Below are 15,584 nucleotides of genomic sequence, written 5' to 3' on the forward strand. Positions count from 1 at the left end.
ATGGCAACATCAACATTAGGAGTAATTATAGGAAACAGAGATTTTTTCCCGGACAGTTTAGTAGAAAAAGCAAGATTTGAAATCATTGAAGTTTTTGCTAAATTAAACATCAAACCTATTCTGTTAGAAAGTACCGATACAAAACTAGGCGGTGTAGAAACCTATAAAGAAGTACAAAAATGTGCCGATTTATTCAAAAAACATCAGGATGAAATTATGGGAGTACTGGTATTACTGCCAAATTTTGGTGATGAAAAAGGAGTTGCTGACACCCTAAAATTAGCCAACTTAAATGTTCCAGTTTTAATTCAGGCTTACCCTGATGAATTGACAAAAATGAATGTGGTCAACAGACGTGATTCCTGGTGTGGAAAAATCTCGGTTTGCAACAATTTATACCAGTACGGAATCAAATATTCGTTAACATCTCAGCACGTAATGAGTCCGTCGGATCCTATTTTCCAAAAAGATTTAATAGATTTTACCGCTGTTTGCAGAGTGGTAAAAGGAATGCGAAATGTGCGTATTGGTGCTATCGGAGCAAGACCGGGTGCGTTTAATACCGTTCGTTATTCTGAAAAAATATTACAAAGAAATGGCATTACGGTTACTACGGTAGATTTATCTGAAATTTTAGGTAAAGCCAATAAATTAACCGCTGAGGACGAATCGGTGAAACGCCATTTGGAATCCATAAACGCGTATGTTGCTCAAGGAAAAACGCCTAATGAAGCGATGCTACAAATTGCCAAATTAGATGTGGTTTTGAAAGAATTCATGGAAGAATACGCTTTAGATGCGACTGCTATCCAATGTTGGACTTCATTACAGCAAAATTACGGTTGCAATGTGTGTACAAGCATGAGTATCATGAGCGAGAACATGCTTCCTAGTGCTTGTGAGGTTGACGTAACAGGAACCTTGAGTATGTATGCGATGCAGTTGGCTTCGGGTTCTCCAAGTGCATTGGTAGACTGGAATAACAACTATGCCGACGATCCTGAAAAATGTGTTTTATTCCACTGTGGAAACTGGGCAAAATCATTCCTACCGGACATTCAAATGGGCACTGCTCCTATCTTAGGTACAACCGTGGGTGTAGAAAACACTTATGGCGCTCTGGACGGAAGAACACCTGCTATGCCGCTTACTTATGGTCGAATCAGTACGGATGATCCTAAAGGAATCATTAAAGTATATATAGGTGAAGGCGAACTTACAAACGATAGCTTAGAAACTTTTGGAAACAGAGCTGTAGCACAAATACCTAACCTACAAGGACTAATGCAATACGTTTGTAAAAACGGATTTGAACACCACGTGGTGATGAACGCTTCAAAAACAGCAGCCATCTTAGAAGAAGCCTTAGGAAATTACATGGGTTGGGAAGTTTACAAACACTAAAAGAATCAAGATGCATATTGAAGAATTAAAACGAAAATCAGTTGAGAGTAGAAAAAAAATACTCAAATACATCTATAATGCGAAAGCAGGTCACACTGGTGGAAGTCTTTCTATTTTAGACATTCTGAATGTATTATATAATGATGTAATGAACGTTTCTCCTGAGAATTTCGACTCTAATACCAGAGACCGATTTATCCAAAGTAAAGGACATTGTGTGGAAGCATTGTACGTTGTTTTGGCTGACAAAGGTTTTTTTCCTGAAGAAGATTTGTTGACGATGTGCCAATACAACTCGCCTTATATAGGACATCCAACCAAAGCCATTCACGGTATTGAACAAAATACCGGTGGATTAGGTCACGGTTTGCCCATTTGTGCCGGAGCTGCTTTGGCTGCCAAAAAAGACAATTCAGGGGTAAAAGTGTTTACCATTTTAGGAGATGGCGAAATGGCCGAGGGTTCTAACTGGGAAGCGATGATGTTTGCAGCTCATTATAAACTGGATAATCTATGTGCAATTTTAGATTACAACAAGCTTCAAATCACAGCTCCTAATGAAGATGTGATGGGATTAGAACCCATTGATCAAAAATTAGAAGCCTTTGGATGGGCAGTAAAACATGTAGATGGTCACAACATTGAAAAACTTTCGCAAGCACTAAGAGGACTTCCGTTAGAAAAGGGAAAACCCACCTTCATCATAGCACATACCATCAAAGGAAAAGGAATCAGCTACATGGAAAACGTATTGAAATGGCACCATGGTGTTCCTTCAAAAGAACAATACGATTTGGCTATAGAAGAGTTAGACAAACAATTACAAGAACTTGAAACTGTCTCAAAATAATGGAAGAAATAAAAACAATTGATGCCGCTAACCTCGAAGTCTTTTCTGAAGTGCTGCAGTCATTAGCCGCAACCGATAGAGATATTATGGTGGTTACGAGTGATTCTCGTGGTTCAGGAAAGTTAGTCCCTTTTGGACAAAAATATCCCGAACAAATTGTTGAAGTGGGTATTGCCGAACAAAACTTAGTAGGCGTAGCTGCAGGATTAGCCAGCATGGGCAAAAAAGCATTTGCCGTTTCTCCAGCCTGTTTTCTTACGGCACGAGCATTGGAACAAATTAAAAATGACGTGGCTTATTCAGACAATCCTGTGAAACTAATTGGTATCAGTGCCGGGGTAAGTTATGGAGCATTAGGAACCACACATCATAGTTTACACGATTATGCAGTACTTAGAGCCATCAATAACATTACCATTGTGGCACCTGCAGATAATTTTGAAACTGCCGAAGCCATCAAACAAGCTGCCGAAATGACAAGCCCTATTTACCTGCGTTTTGGTAAAAAAACAATGCCTGCTAATTTAGCAACAAACTTAAATACTGATTTTAAAATTGGTAAAGGACGTGTTATTCAGGAAGGAAACGATTTGACTTTTATTGCTACTGGTGAAGCAGTACTTCCCTGTGTTGAAGCAGCTAAACTACTGAAAAAAGAGCATAACATTTCCTGTAAAATAATCAGTTTACACACCATTAAACCTTTGGATACTGAATTATTATTGGCTTCTGCTGCCAATGGAAAAGCCATTATTACCGTTGAAGAACATTCCATCAATGGCGGATTAGGCGAAGCTGTGGCTTCTTTATTATTCCAAAACGGATGTACTAATAAATTCAAAATCGTAGGATTACCTGATGATCACACTGTTTCGGGTTCGCAAATCGAAATTTTCAATCATTATGGAATTTCAGCCGAAGGATTAAAAAATACTGCTTTAAACATAACCAACCTATGAAGATAAAACACCTTTCCTTAGTGCTGCTAACATTGGTTTTAGTTTTTGGATGTTCCTCGAAAGAGAAGTCTGAAAAGCCTAAAATTGCAGTTGTGGTTTCCACCTTAAACAATCCCTGGTTTGTAATGCTGGCGGAATCAGCTGCTGAAAACGCCAAAAAATTAGGATATGAAGCCAAAATATTTGATTCGCAAAACAACCCTGCTATCGAATCGGATAATTTTGAAAACCTCATTTCTTCGGGTTATGATGCCATTCTTTTAAATCCAACCGATTCTGACGGATCTATTTCGAATATTTTAAAAGCTAAAACAGCCGGAATCCCGGTGTTTTGCATGGATAGAGAAGTAAATGCCGATGATGCTGCAACAAGCCAAATTCTTTCGGATAACTACTCTGGTTGTGTTTCTATCGGAATCGAATTTGTTAAAGAATTAAAAGAAAAAGGAAAGTATGTAGAAATTCTGGGATTAGTTGGCGACAATAACACCTGGGCTCGATCAGGAGGATTCCATTCGGTGGTGGATAAATTCCCAAAACTAAAAATGGTAGCTCAACAAAGTGGCGATTTCGACAGAAATAAAGCGATGGAAGTTTTAGAAACAATCCTACAGGCTAATCCTGATATTGACGGTGTTTTTTGTGGTAATGATGCGATGGCAATGGGTGCTTTTCAAGCCTTACAAGCAGCAGGAAAAGAAACTAAAGTCAAAATTTTTGGATTTGATGGTGCCGGAGATGTCATTGAAAAAATTCGGGAAAAGAAAATTGTGGCAACCGGAATGCAGTTCCCTATAGTGATGGCACAAACTGCTGCCCAATATGCAGATGAATATTTCAAAGGACGAAGAGATTTCCCTCAAAGAGTTCCTGTAGAAGTCGAATTAGTAAATGCAGCAAACATTAAAGACTACTAAAGATGAAAAAAAAGTATGTATATATTTTAGTTTTCGTAATAATCGCAATTTTAGGATACAATTCGGTTTATTTCAAAAAACTGAGTGTGGTTAAAAATGCCCAAAAAGAAAATTTTGATTTCAAAGCCTATGCTGATTCAATCTATTTTAAAGGTATTTTGAAAAGCAAAAAAACGATTGCTTTAACTAATTTAATCACTTCGGTAAAAACCAATCAGGAAGCTGCTTTTAAAAAGTATGGAAACCGCCTTGGAATAGGAAATTCGGCTTATTTTATGATTCAAAGCACCGGAAAAATCATTGATATCAAAGATGGAGTTTACACTATTGCCGACAAAAAAAATGGTATCGTTTACATTGACACCAAATACATTTTCGGAAATGCATTAAGAGATGCATCGGGTTTAGTGAAATTGACTGATTTTAAAACCAATGCTCAATTTAATAAAGTGTCTGAATCTTTGAACGATATTGTTCGAAATGAAGTCATCCCAAAAGAAATTAAAAAGGTACAAATTGGCGATAGCGTTTCATTTTCAGGAGCCATCAAACTAAGCAAAAAACAAACTTTGTTTACCGACCTTTTAATTATTCCATCACAAATTAAACTTCAGTAAATTGTTAGAAGCAATTAACATATCCAAAGAATTCCCAGGCGTAAAAGCACTGAATCAGGTAAATTTTAAATTTTATCCTGCCAAAGTCAATGCCATATTGGGAGAAAACGGTGCGGGAAAATCGACTTTGTTAAAAATTCTGACAGGCGTTTACACCCATTACGATGGTGAGATTCAATTAAATGGCGAAACCGTTTCATTTTCGAATATAAAAGAAGCTCAAAATGCGGGAATTGCGATTATTCACCAGGAATTAAACTTAATCCCTGAGCTTAGTGTAACCGAAAATTTATTTTTAGGAAGAGAAATTAAAACTTCATTCGGACTTTTAGATTCCTCAAAAATGGAAGCGGAAGCCAAACGCATTTTTGAAAAAATCCAATTGAATGTCAGCCCAAAAACCTTAGTGCAACAACTAAAAGTAGGAGAACAACAATTGGTCGAAATTGCAAAAGCATTGCTTTGTAATGCCGATGTTATTTTGATGGACGAACCTACTTCAGCCTTGAGTGACAAAGAAATAGACAACTTACATCGTATTATTTATGAGCTAAAAGCAGAAGGCAAAACCATTGTTTACATTTCTCATAAAATGGATGAATTATTCAAAATTGCTGAAAACTACACCGTTTTAAGAGACGGAAACAGCATTGATGCCGGGGAAATGAAAAACACCACCGAGCAGGAATTAATTCGAAAAATGGTAGGTCGTGATGTGCTTATCGAGAAAAAAAATACCGAAAATCAATTCGAAAATACCATTCTAAAAGTAGAAAACTTAAACCTGATCCATCCCAGCAATAAAAAAAGAAAGCTCCTTCACGATATTTCTTTCGAATTAAAAAAGGGAGAAATTCTGGGGATCTTTGGTTTGATGGGAGCTGGTAGAACCGAACTTTTGGAAACTATATTCGGAATGCATCCTTCAAATAGCGAGTATAATCTGGAAATTGATGGAAAAAGTACTTTCCACAAAAAGCCAAAAGATGCTATTGGAAATAGATTGGCTTTTGTAACCGAAGATCGTAAAACCGAAGGATTGGTTTTAGGCATGGATATTTCGTCTAATATCAGCCTGACTAATCTGCCTACGTTTGGACTTTTGAATCCTTCAAAAGACAAGGCTTCTTCAAAAGATTATATCGAAAAGCTACGCATCAAAACACCATCTGAAATGCAATTGTGCCAAAATTTAAGTGGTGGAAATCAACAAAAAGTAGTTTTAGCCAAATGGCTCGCAACCAATCCTCAAATTTTAATGATGGATGAGCCTACCCGCGGAATCGATATCAATGCCAAAAATGAAATTTACAATCTAATAAAAGAACTCGCAACCAACCAAATGAGTATCATTTTAGTTTCTTCTGAAATTCCCGAAATACTAGCGCTTTCGGATCGAATTTTAGTGATGGCCGAAGGGAAGATTAAAGCTTCCTACTTAGCCGCAGAAGCCAACGAAGATAAATTATTAAAATCAGCCTTACCTGAATAATTATGAACATCACCTTAAACCACCCTCTTGTTAAAAAATCGCAATCGTTGATTGCACTATTTCTGTTGTGTTTATTTATTAGCCTGTTGTCTGATAAATTCATGACAAGTACTAATCTTTGGAATGTATTAAGACAAATCTCTGTCAATGTTTGTATTTCTGTCGGAATGACATTAGTAGTTTTAATGGCGGGAATCGATCTTTCAGTAGGTTCAGTATTGGGTCTTACCGCAGCAATATGTGCTGGTTTATTAAAAAGCGGACTCTCCTTTGAATCCATGGATTTATTTGTAGGCTTCACCGTTTTAGGAGCCATTTTAGCCGCAATACTCATCGGAATGGCCTTAGGTCTTTTCAACGGCTGGGTGATTACTAAATTCTCCATTCCTCCTTTTGTGGCAACATTAGCCATGCTAACCATTGCCCGCGGATTAACGATGCTTTATACTGAAGGGATTCCCATTTCTAATTTAGGTCCTGAATTTGAGTTTATTGGTTCAGGTTGGATTTTAGGAATTCCGGTACCGGTTTGGATATCACTGTTCATGGTTTTAATTGTCGTTTTCTTAACTAAAAAAACCACTTTTGGACGCTACATCTATGCCATTGGAGGAAATGAAAAAGCAGCGTTTTTATCAGGAATCAGCATTAATAAAATCAAATTGGCCGTTTATGGAATTGCCGGAATGATGGCGGCTGTAGGTGGTGTTTTAGTCACTTCGAGACTAAATTCGGCACAACCTAATGCCGGTATGAGTTACGAACTGGATTCTATTGCAGCAGTAGTTATTGGAGGTACATCGCTATCAGGTGGTGTGGGGACTGTAGCAGGAACTGTAATTGGTGCGATAATTATTGGGGTTCTAAACAACGGATTGGTTTTACTGGATGTATCGCCTTTTTGGCAGCAAGTGGTAAAAGGTATCGTTATTTTATTGGCGGTGATTATTGATAAAATGAATCAAAAAAACAAGTAAAACATTAATTCTTTTTCCACCATTAAGAAGTTAAGGAGCATTAAGTTTTAATTATCTTAACTTCTTAATGGTGGAAAAATTTCTATTCAATGTTCGTTTTTAAAATAAGCTCATGTCAGTCTGAGCCTGTCGAAGACACGTTCCACAAGCACTTCGACAAGCTCAGTGTGACAATAGATATTAAAATTACGAATGATTACCTAATCTAGGTATTATACTATAATTATACAAATGAAAAAATATATTCTTGCCATAGACCAAGGTACCAGCAGTACCAAAACCATACTTTTTGACGAATTAGGACAGGCTGCGGCTAAAGGCAGTGTCGATTTAAAAACGAATTATTTTGACAATGGTTTTGTAGAGCAAAATCCTGAAGACATCTTCCAAAATGTTCTCGATTCCGTAACCGAATGCGTGAAAGATTTCACCCAAAAAGGTCTGGCTGTTTCAGACATTATTTCCTGCGGTATCAGCAATCAAAGAGAGACTTTTGTCCTTTGGGACAAAGATGGAAAAGCATTGGCTCCGGCGGTGGTTTGGGCTTGTAAACGCTCTATTTCCATTTGTACGGACTTAATCGAAAAGGGGCAGAATGACTTTATCAAACTAAAAACAGGTTTATTATTAGATCCTTATTTTTCAGGAACCAAATTACTTTGGCTGCTGGAAAATGATGCCGAATTAAAAGAAAAAGTGACCAAAGGTGAAGTGTATTTTGGAACGGTAGATTGCTGGCTTTTGTACAAATTGACCAATGGAACCCATTTTAAAACCGATTACACCAATGCTTCCCGAACCTTACTTTTCAATATTCATACTTTACAATGGGATGCTGAAATTTTAGAAACCTGGGGATTATCCAACTTAAATCTACCTCAACCCTGCCCTTCCTCCCATGATTTTGGAATGGTTGATTTTGGACAAATTTTGAACCATGAAACCCCGCTTTCTATCCCAATTACTTCTTTAATTGGCGATTCTCATGCGGCGACTTTTGGAGAAGGCTGTTTCGAAAAAGGTACTGCCAAAGTCACTTTGGGAACAGGAAGTTCGATTATGATGAACATTGGCGACAAAGCCGTTTTATCCAATTCCGGGATGTTGACCACCATTTGCTGGAGTACTGAAAACCGCGTAGATTATGCGTTGGAGGGCGCTATTGTTTCCTGTGGTTCTACTATCGAATGGTTAAAAAACGAATTGGGATTATTCTCCTCTCCTGCTGAAACCGAAGCTATGGCAAAAGCTATTCCGGACAATGCGGGTGTTTATCTGATTCCTGCTTTTAGTGGACTGGGTGCGCCACACTGGCAAATGAGCCGAAAAGCATCGATTGAAGGAATGACTTTTGGAACTACTAAAAATCATATTGTCAGGGCAGCTTTAGAGAGCATTCCGTACCAAATAAAAGATGTGGTGGAAGCGATGGCAAAAGACATGCAAGCCGCATTAAAATCCATTTCGGTAAACGGTGGTATGACTCAAAACAAGTTTGTCATCCATTTTTTAGCCGATTTATTAGGAATTCCGTTGAACAAACAACGAAATCCAAACGTTTCTGCTTTAGGTGCTGCTTATTTATCCGGACTTAAAAGTGGTGTTTACAGCAGCATTGAACAACTTTCAGCAATTAATAAAAGCCAAACCGAACAGGTTTTAGCCGACTCAAACAATGAATTACCTAGAAATGGGTATGAGGGTTGGAAAGAAAAAATAGCTCGATTTTAGAATACAGAAATAAGAAAGCAGATTATAGAACGTAGTACACAATAGTTAAAATAGATTTTTAGAAAATAGTATTGCCAATTTACAGCCGTTTTAAAGCGGCTGTTTTTGCATACGTAAGTAATATTTTTATTTTTGTGTAGTGTTATTAAAAAATAATACACAACAAAAGAAATTAAAACATACGCATAACATGCCAGTTTAAAATAAAACAGGGTAAATTTATGCGAGTACAAACAAGTTAGCAGCAAGTGTTTTCCAAAATTACGCCAAAAACAATACTCTAAAAATAGAGTAAATACTATAAATTATTACATTTACAAAAGAACATTTTGACTGTTATGAAAAACAAAAAAGCTCTATTGATAATTGATATGCAAAAAGGTTCTTTCACACCTGAAACACCCCGATTTGACACAAATGGAATTGTAGATCGAATTAATTCTCTTGCCGAAATATTTAGAGAGTCTAACTTACCTGTTATTTTTATTCAACATGATGGTACAGAAATGAATGAATTTAAACCAAATACAACTGAATGGGAATTATTAGATGATTTAAAAGTAAATCCAACTGATATTTGCATCAACAAGTACGCTAATGATGTGTTTTACAATTCCCTACTCCAATCAAAACTAACCAAACTAAATATAAATGAATTATTTATCACAGGTTGTGCAACTGACTTTTGTGTTGAATCAACAATACAGTCAGCATTAACTAAAGATTATAACATAATAGTGGTTGAAGATGGTCATACAACTGGAGAAAGACCACACTTGAAAGCTGAAAAAGTAATCGAGCATTATAATTGGGTTTGGCAAAATATGATTCCGACCAAGGGCAAAATAGAGGTTAAAAACTTTGAGGAGATAAAAAAAGTGTTGAATTTTTAATAAGGCCTGCTAGGCGAAGTCTCCTGACTTCGCCACACAAACTAAGCAACTCCAACTAACGTCAATTTCTTACGGAGATGCTTCCTTCGTCAGCATGACAAGTTTGCGGGAATAGTTTCTTTTTTAACTCAACCTCATAGATATGTTCAAACGTTAGCCTAACCGCTAACACCTGCTACAAAAGATTTAAGGAATTGGGTGAATAAAAGACTAGTTCATTAGTTCAATTCTCATAATCTAATTCCGAATCCAATTGCGGCATCAATAGTATTAAATGTATCTTTTTCGTTAGTGTAACTATTTGAGGTATATGTTCCATCCCAATCATATCCAATACCTAAATCCAAAAAATATTTTTTAGATTTTCCAAGATTAATCATTGCTCCTATGGTAGCCATTTTGCCTTTAATTAATTCAGTATTATCATTGGTTAATAGATTTTCAGAAACTCCAATAATTCCATATCCCAAATTCAGATACATCCATTTGTAGCTAATTTGCCCGCCAATCTCGTACCAAAGTCCTCCTCCGAATGAGCCTAATCCTACCAATAAACCCGAATTTCTGTACCCAATTATAGTTTTAGTTCCAATCCCTCCATAGTTGCCTCCTATACCAACACCAATGTTTAAAATGTTATTGGGATAATCATTTTGGCAATATCCAACGGCAATAAATGCAATTGTAGCAAAAACAGTTAATATCATTTTTTTCATAATAAAAATTATAAATTTTGTAATGTACTTTTACATAATAAAGTTATTGTTTTTATTTGACACAACAATGTTTTTTATCATTGATAAACAACATCTTAGACACATTAAAATACCATCAAACAATAATTTTAGTGCTCATAAAAAAACTCTTTGATAATATCAAATGATAGTATCAATGAACCCACCCGATGAGAGCAGTTGTTCCAACATTTTAGCTCAAATAACTTCTAGAAACTAATAAAATAAATTAGCCCACCCAGTGACACGTTAACTCAAGGAACTCACTACACAACATCCATACTAAAAATCAACAACTTAGAATAAAATAAAAACTTTTCACATCATTTTTTTTATTAATTTAATGCTATAATACAAATCATTTAATATCAAAAAAAAGAATACACCAGAGTAGCCGAAAACTGCATATTGAAAGAGTAGGCAACAAAAATTTAGGTCATGAAAAAAATTACATTATCACTTTCAATGTTGTTTTTCATTGTAAATTCTTTTTGCCAGACACAAACTACAACATTTTCGAAAGATTACTATTTGGAAAAAAGTAAAAGCCAAAAAAAAACAGGCTGGAGAATTTTAGGAGCTGGTTTAGGAATTGCTGCAATTGGAGGTCTTGTACAATTAAGCAATGCAAACCAAACATCTTATGGTTCGGGCTTTGATTTCGATTTTACCGGAGCTTACATTGCCATTGGTGGAGGTGTTTTGTCTCTAGCCAGCATTCCTTTTTTTGTAAATTCCTCTAAAAATAAAAAGTTAGCGTTAGCCGTAACCATTGATAATCAAAATATCCTTCTTCCTCAAGAAAATAATTTCACTTTTAAAAAACAACCTTCGCTCTGTTTAAGGATTGAATTATAATAAAAACGTTATCTAATCTTTTAGATATGTTCAAACCTTAGCACATTAAGCCATTCTGCCGTCTCTTCTAGTGGCTTTTAATAGTAATGCGACAGCTTTACTATTAAAAATTGTATCGAGAAGTTTATATAAAGTAGCGTTCTTGATACATTCTATTGGAAAGAAAAATTTGGGCTTATTAATTTTCTTTTTTGCTTGATCAAAAAAGAAACAAAAAAATCAAGTCTTACACTTCCTCGTCGGTCAAATTAGTTTTCGAATATTAAAAGAAAATAACTCGCTACGCTCAAACAGATTTTCTTTTTACATATTCTTCAAACATTTGACACTCGACTGCGGAAGCTAAGGACAATTGAACCGCAGAAACGAGAATATTTTGATTTATAGTTTAACGTACCCAAAACATTCTCAAAACCACCTCTAAAAATATATTCCCCATCACTTTTTTAGAATATTTTTCAAAAAAACCCTTCCTAAAGCCTTATAAATACTGAGTTCAGTATTTTTTCACAAATAAACTCTACTAATTCTATAGAATTTATAAATTATTTTGTAGGTTTGCATCAACAATGAAAGTATTTAAGTTAAACAACATTTTTATATCGAATGTAACTTGGAAGTTTTTCGACATAAAATGGCTTTAATAGCTTCTTGATTTTTTTTTTGGAGCCTTTCATCCAAAGTGAAAGGCTTTTTTAAAATTTTATAAAATAATAACATGAGATCCAATAGAAACAGAAATAGAATGATGCAATCCTGTCACATGAAAATTCCTCCATGTTGTTGTTACTTAGTCTTATTTGTAGAAAAATAAAGCTCTTTTGCAACAACTCAAAAGAGCTTTTTTATGGAATAAATTTAAAAAATACAATCAAACAGATTTAACAGAATAAAATCATGAGTGCAGAAATTATCAAACAGAACCCCTTTCAATCAATGATTGACAGGTTTAATATAGCAGCAGACATTTTGAAATTGGATGCCCCAATTCGTCAAAAATTACAACGCCCGGAAAAACAAATTGTAGTTAACTTTTCGATCTTGTTAGATAACGGAATCGAACAAAACTTTGAAGGCTACCGTATTATTCACAATACGGCTTTAGGGCCTTCAAAAGGCGGAATTCGCTACGACACTGCTGTGAATTTAGAAGAAGTAAAAGCCCTGGCAGCCTGGATGACCTGGAAATCGGCGGTGACTGGAATTCCTTTTGGAGGAGCCAAAGGAGGAATTATTTGCGATCCAAGCACACTCTCTAAAAGAGAATTGGAGAAAATAACAAGAGCTTATACTAAAAGTTTATCGGATATTTTTGGACCTGAAAAAGATGTTCCTGCCCCGGATATGGGAACAGGACCGGATGAAATGGGATGGCTAATGGATGAATTTTCGCTAGTTCATGGCAAAACGGTTCATGGTGTAGTTACAGGTAAACATTTACACGCCGGAGGTTCTTTAGGACGCGTAGAAGCAACGGGAAAAGGCGTGAGCATTATCACACTTTTAGCACTTGAACATTTAAAGCTAAGACCGGCTAAATCTTCTGTTGCGGTTCAGGGATTTGGAAACGTAGGATTGCATTCGGCTTTATTTCTTTTCGAAAAAGGATTGAAAGTGCTTGCTGTTAGTGATGTTTCGGAAGCATTGTACAATCCGGACGGAATTAATATTCCGGAACTGATTTTGTATTATAACCTCAACAATAAGAGCATCAAAGGCTACCCAAATTCGGTTTCAATTAAGCATGAGGAACTGTTGCTTTTAGAAGTTGATGTGTTAATACCTGCTGCAAAAGAAGATGTGATTACCAGAAGCAATGCTGGCGATGTTAGAGCTAAAATTATTGTCGAAGGCGCCAACGGCCCAGTTTCTTCAGATGCTGATGCCATTTTGCATGCCAATAATGTTTTAGTAGTTCCTGATATTTTAGCCAATGCGGGTGGAGTTACAGTTTCTTATTTCGAATGGCTTCAAAATACGCTAGTAGAAAAATGGGGTGTCAATCAAGTAAACAGACAACTGGAAAGCATATTAACGAAAAGTTTTGAAACTGTTTTTCAAACAGCCAGCAAGTATAATGTGACGCCGCGTATTGCCTCTTACATCCTTGCTTTGCGAAAAGTAGCCGTAACACAAGCTGTGAAAGAAGTAGCCTTGACTACTGTCAATTATAAACAAAATTAGATTGTTCAAAAGTCGGAAAGGGATATTGTATCTGTTATAAGCCGTAAGGTTTGTTAATTGATATAAATATCTCTTTTTGTTTAAATGTATTATTAAAAAATGAAGCATATAAATTTTCTTGCCTTCGTGATGCCTGCTTTTTTTCTGTTTTTGTATTTAGAATTTAAGCTTGCCCAACGTAGAAAAAGACCGGAAATTTTTAATTATGAAAGTTCTGTTTCCAATATCAGTATTGGAATTGCCGAAAGATTGATCAATTTATTTATAGCAGCGAGTTTTTATCAGCTGTATTATTTGATTTATGATGATTATCGCATTTTTAATATTCCGAGTAACATATTTATATGGTTCATATTGATTCTCATGACCGATTTTGTCTGGTATTGGTACCACAGACTGGGGCATGAAGTGAATTTTTTCTGGGCTGCCCATATTGTGCATCATCACAGTGAAGCATTCAATTTTACCACCGCCGCCCGAATTACCACTTTTCAGGCTATTGTTCGAACCGGATTTTGGTGCGTCCTGCCTTTATTAGGATTTCACCCATCGATGGTCATCACGATGTTAATTGTTCACGGTGCCTATTCTTTTTTTACGCATACCCAATTGGTAGGCAAAATAAAATGGCTCGAATATGTTTTTGTAACTCCGTCAGTACACGGTGTACATCATGCCTCAGATGAGAAATATTTAGACAAGAATTTTGGAGATATGTTTACCTTTTGGGATCGACTTTTTGGAACTTTTCAATCCGAAGAAGAAAAACCAAAATACGGATTAACTCATCCATTAAAAAGCTATAGTTTTCTGTGGCAGCATTTCCATTATTATTTCGAAATTTTCGAATTATGGAAACGCTCTAAGGGTTTTAAAGCCAAATTTAATGCGGTATTTGGAAGTCCGGCTCACATGGATCAGAACATCCGACCTGAGTTAGAAAAACGCTTTCTTCAGGATAAATCTACTTCGAATAAACGCCTAAAATTCAGGAATTATCTCTATATCCAATTGGGAATTTCAATTTTGTTTTTGACTGTCGTTACCTATTATTTTGAGTTTTTAAACGGTATTGACAAAGTTTTTGCGTTGACTTTTATCCTTATTACACTCATCAATTGCGGGGCTTTATTAGAACAGCGAAAATGGATTTATTATCTTGAATACGGCAGAATTTACATTGTAACCAGCTATTTTTTATACGAAGAAAACCTCATCACTTTCTTCCTAGTCCCTTTATTTATTATGTTTTTTGCCGAACAACTGTTCTCGTTAGGAAAGCGGTATCGGGATGTTATCCTTCAATTAGAAACTTCAGAATAAATTATAACAAAACCTGTAAAACTTGATTTTACAGGTTTTTTATTTTTAGATATTAGCATCGAAACTATTCTGAAAACTAAAAATATATTTAATTATTTGTAAGAATATTTTATATATTTGATAATAATAAAATCTGAATGCCGTCAGGTCTATCCACCAAAAATTGGGTCGATAAGTCTAATTTTATCTGATCTATATACAAGTTAGGCGTCAGTTGACAAGAAACGAAATGGAAAATAACAAATTGAAAAAAATGGAAATTCCAAAAATTAAATTAGTCCCAAGTCCAGAAACAAACGAAGCGGCATCTGCGGTAGGTTACAAATGGAATGAGATTGCGGGAACTAGACATTTCTTAGGCGGAAAACCTGAAGAAGTTAGTGAGGATGATTATCCAACTTGCGATAATTGCAAAAAAGAAATGACTTTTTATGCTCAAATAGATAGTATTGGAGAAAATTATGATTTAGCGGATTGTATGGTAATTCATAATTATGTTTGTTTTAGTTGTTTAACTGTAAAAGCGCAATTAATGCAACTATTAGCCTAAAATCAAATTATTACAAAAAAACACTCTCCTAAAATAAAAATTGAAAACTATGATCGATAAATTATTTACCAACAAAATTTTCAGGACATTATTAA

At 35.5% G+C, this 15,584-nt stretch carries 14 protein-coding genes; 13 read left to right on the top strand and 1 reads right to left on the bottom strand.

Annotated elements, in window-relative coordinates:
• The 9 genes from GTZ96_RS08195 (at position 1) to GTZ96_RS08235 (ending at position 9,840) form a co-directional block, all read left to right on the top strand.
• Positions 1 to 1,404, top strand: a complete 1,404-nt coding sequence (locus tag GTZ96_RS08195; RefSeq protein ID WP_161642778.1) for an L-fucose/L-arabinose isomerase family protein — start codon at positions 1 to 3, stop codon at positions 1,402 to 1,404.
• A 10-nt stretch (positions 1,405 to 1,414) separates the two neighbouring features.
• Positions 1,415 to 2,254 (top strand): transketolase, encoded by an 840-nt coding sequence (locus tag GTZ96_RS08200; protein ID WP_161642780.1) that lies wholly within the window; start codon positions 1,415 to 1,417, stop codon positions 2,252 to 2,254.
• The gene (locus tag GTZ96_RS08205) at positions 2,254 to 3,213 is read left to right on the top strand and encodes a transketolase family protein (RefSeq protein WP_161642782.1); all 960 of its coding nucleotides are present in this window, start codon (positions 2,254 to 2,256) and stop codon (positions 3,211 to 3,213) included. The genes GTZ96_RS08200 and GTZ96_RS08205 overlap by 1 nt, the downstream gene beginning before the upstream one ends.
• Positions 3,210 to 4,130: a D-ribose ABC transporter substrate-binding protein gene (locus GTZ96_RS08210; protein WP_161642784.1), complete on the top strand. Its 921-nt coding sequence runs from the start codon at positions 3,210 to 3,212 to the stop codon at positions 4,128 to 4,130. Before GTZ96_RS08205 ends, GTZ96_RS08210 begins: the two co-directional genes overlap by 4 nt.
• Before the next feature lie 2 nt (positions 4,131 to 4,132).
• Positions 4,133 to 4,747, top strand: a complete 615-nt coding sequence (locus GTZ96_RS08215; protein WP_161642786.1) for a DUF2291 domain-containing protein — start codon at positions 4,133 to 4,135, stop codon at positions 4,745 to 4,747.
• 1 nt (position 4,748) lies between these two features.
• The gene (locus GTZ96_RS08220) at positions 4,749 to 6,239 is read left to right on the top strand and encodes a sugar ABC transporter ATP-binding protein (RefSeq protein WP_161642788.1); all 1,491 of its coding nucleotides are present in this window, start codon (positions 4,749 to 4,751) and stop codon (positions 6,237 to 6,239) included.
• Between the two features lie 2 nt (positions 6,240 to 6,241).
• Positions 6,242 to 7,216, top strand: coding sequence for an ABC transporter permease (locus GTZ96_RS08225; RefSeq protein ID WP_161642790.1), 975 nt, complete (start codon positions 6,242 to 6,244; stop codon positions 7,214 to 7,216).
• 231 nt (positions 7,217 to 7,447) lie between these two features.
• The gene (locus tag GTZ96_RS08230; RefSeq protein WP_161642792.1) at positions 7,448 to 8,947 is read left to right on the top strand and encodes an FGGY family carbohydrate kinase; all 1,500 of its coding nucleotides are present in this window, start codon (positions 7,448 to 7,450) and stop codon (positions 8,945 to 8,947) included.
• A gap of 338 nt (positions 8,948 to 9,285) precedes the next feature.
• Complete coding sequence (locus tag GTZ96_RS08235) at positions 9,286 to 9,840, top strand: isochorismatase family protein (RefSeq protein ID WP_161642794.1); 555 nt, start codon at positions 9,286 to 9,288, stop codon at positions 9,838 to 9,840.
• 230 nt (positions 9,841 to 10,070) lie between these two features.
• Here GTZ96_RS08235 and GTZ96_RS08240 read toward each other — a convergent pair whose 3' ends face one another.
• Positions 10,071 to 10,556 carry a hypothetical protein gene (locus tag GTZ96_RS08240; protein ID WP_161642796.1) on the bottom strand — a complete coding sequence of 162 codons (486 nt, stop codon included), beginning with the start codon at positions 10,554 to 10,556 and terminating at the stop codon, positions 10,071 to 10,073.
• Between the two features lie 456 nt (positions 10,557 to 11,012).
• Between GTZ96_RS08240 and GTZ96_RS08245 the strand changes: the two genes are divergently transcribed.
• From GTZ96_RS08245 to GTZ96_RS08260, 4 genes are all read left to right on the top strand, one after another.
• Entirely contained in the window at positions 11,013 to 11,432 is a 420-nt protein-coding gene (locus GTZ96_RS08245) for a hypothetical protein (protein ID WP_161642798.1), read from the top strand.
• An 897-nt stretch (positions 11,433 to 12,329) separates the two neighbouring features.
• Positions 12,330 to 13,616, top strand: a complete 1,287-nt coding sequence (locus GTZ96_RS08250; RefSeq protein WP_235972907.1) for a Glu/Leu/Phe/Val family dehydrogenase — start codon at positions 12,330 to 12,332, stop codon at positions 13,614 to 13,616.
• 99 nt (positions 13,617 to 13,715) lie between these two features.
• Positions 13,716 to 14,939 (top strand): sterol desaturase family protein, encoded by a 1,224-nt coding sequence (locus GTZ96_RS08255; protein ID WP_161642800.1) that lies wholly within the window; start codon positions 13,716 to 13,718, stop codon positions 14,937 to 14,939.
• Positions 14,940 to 15,168: 229 nt separating this feature from the next.
• Positions 15,169 to 15,489, top strand: a complete 321-nt coding sequence (locus GTZ96_RS08260; RefSeq protein ID WP_235972909.1) for a hypothetical protein — start codon at positions 15,169 to 15,171, stop codon at positions 15,487 to 15,489.
• Positions 15,490 to 15,584 lie beyond the last annotated feature (95 nt).

The organism is Flavobacterium undicola (assembly GCF_009909155.2).
Lineage (GTDB): Bacteria > Bacteroidota > Bacteroidia > Flavobacteriales > Flavobacteriaceae > Flavobacterium > Flavobacterium undicola.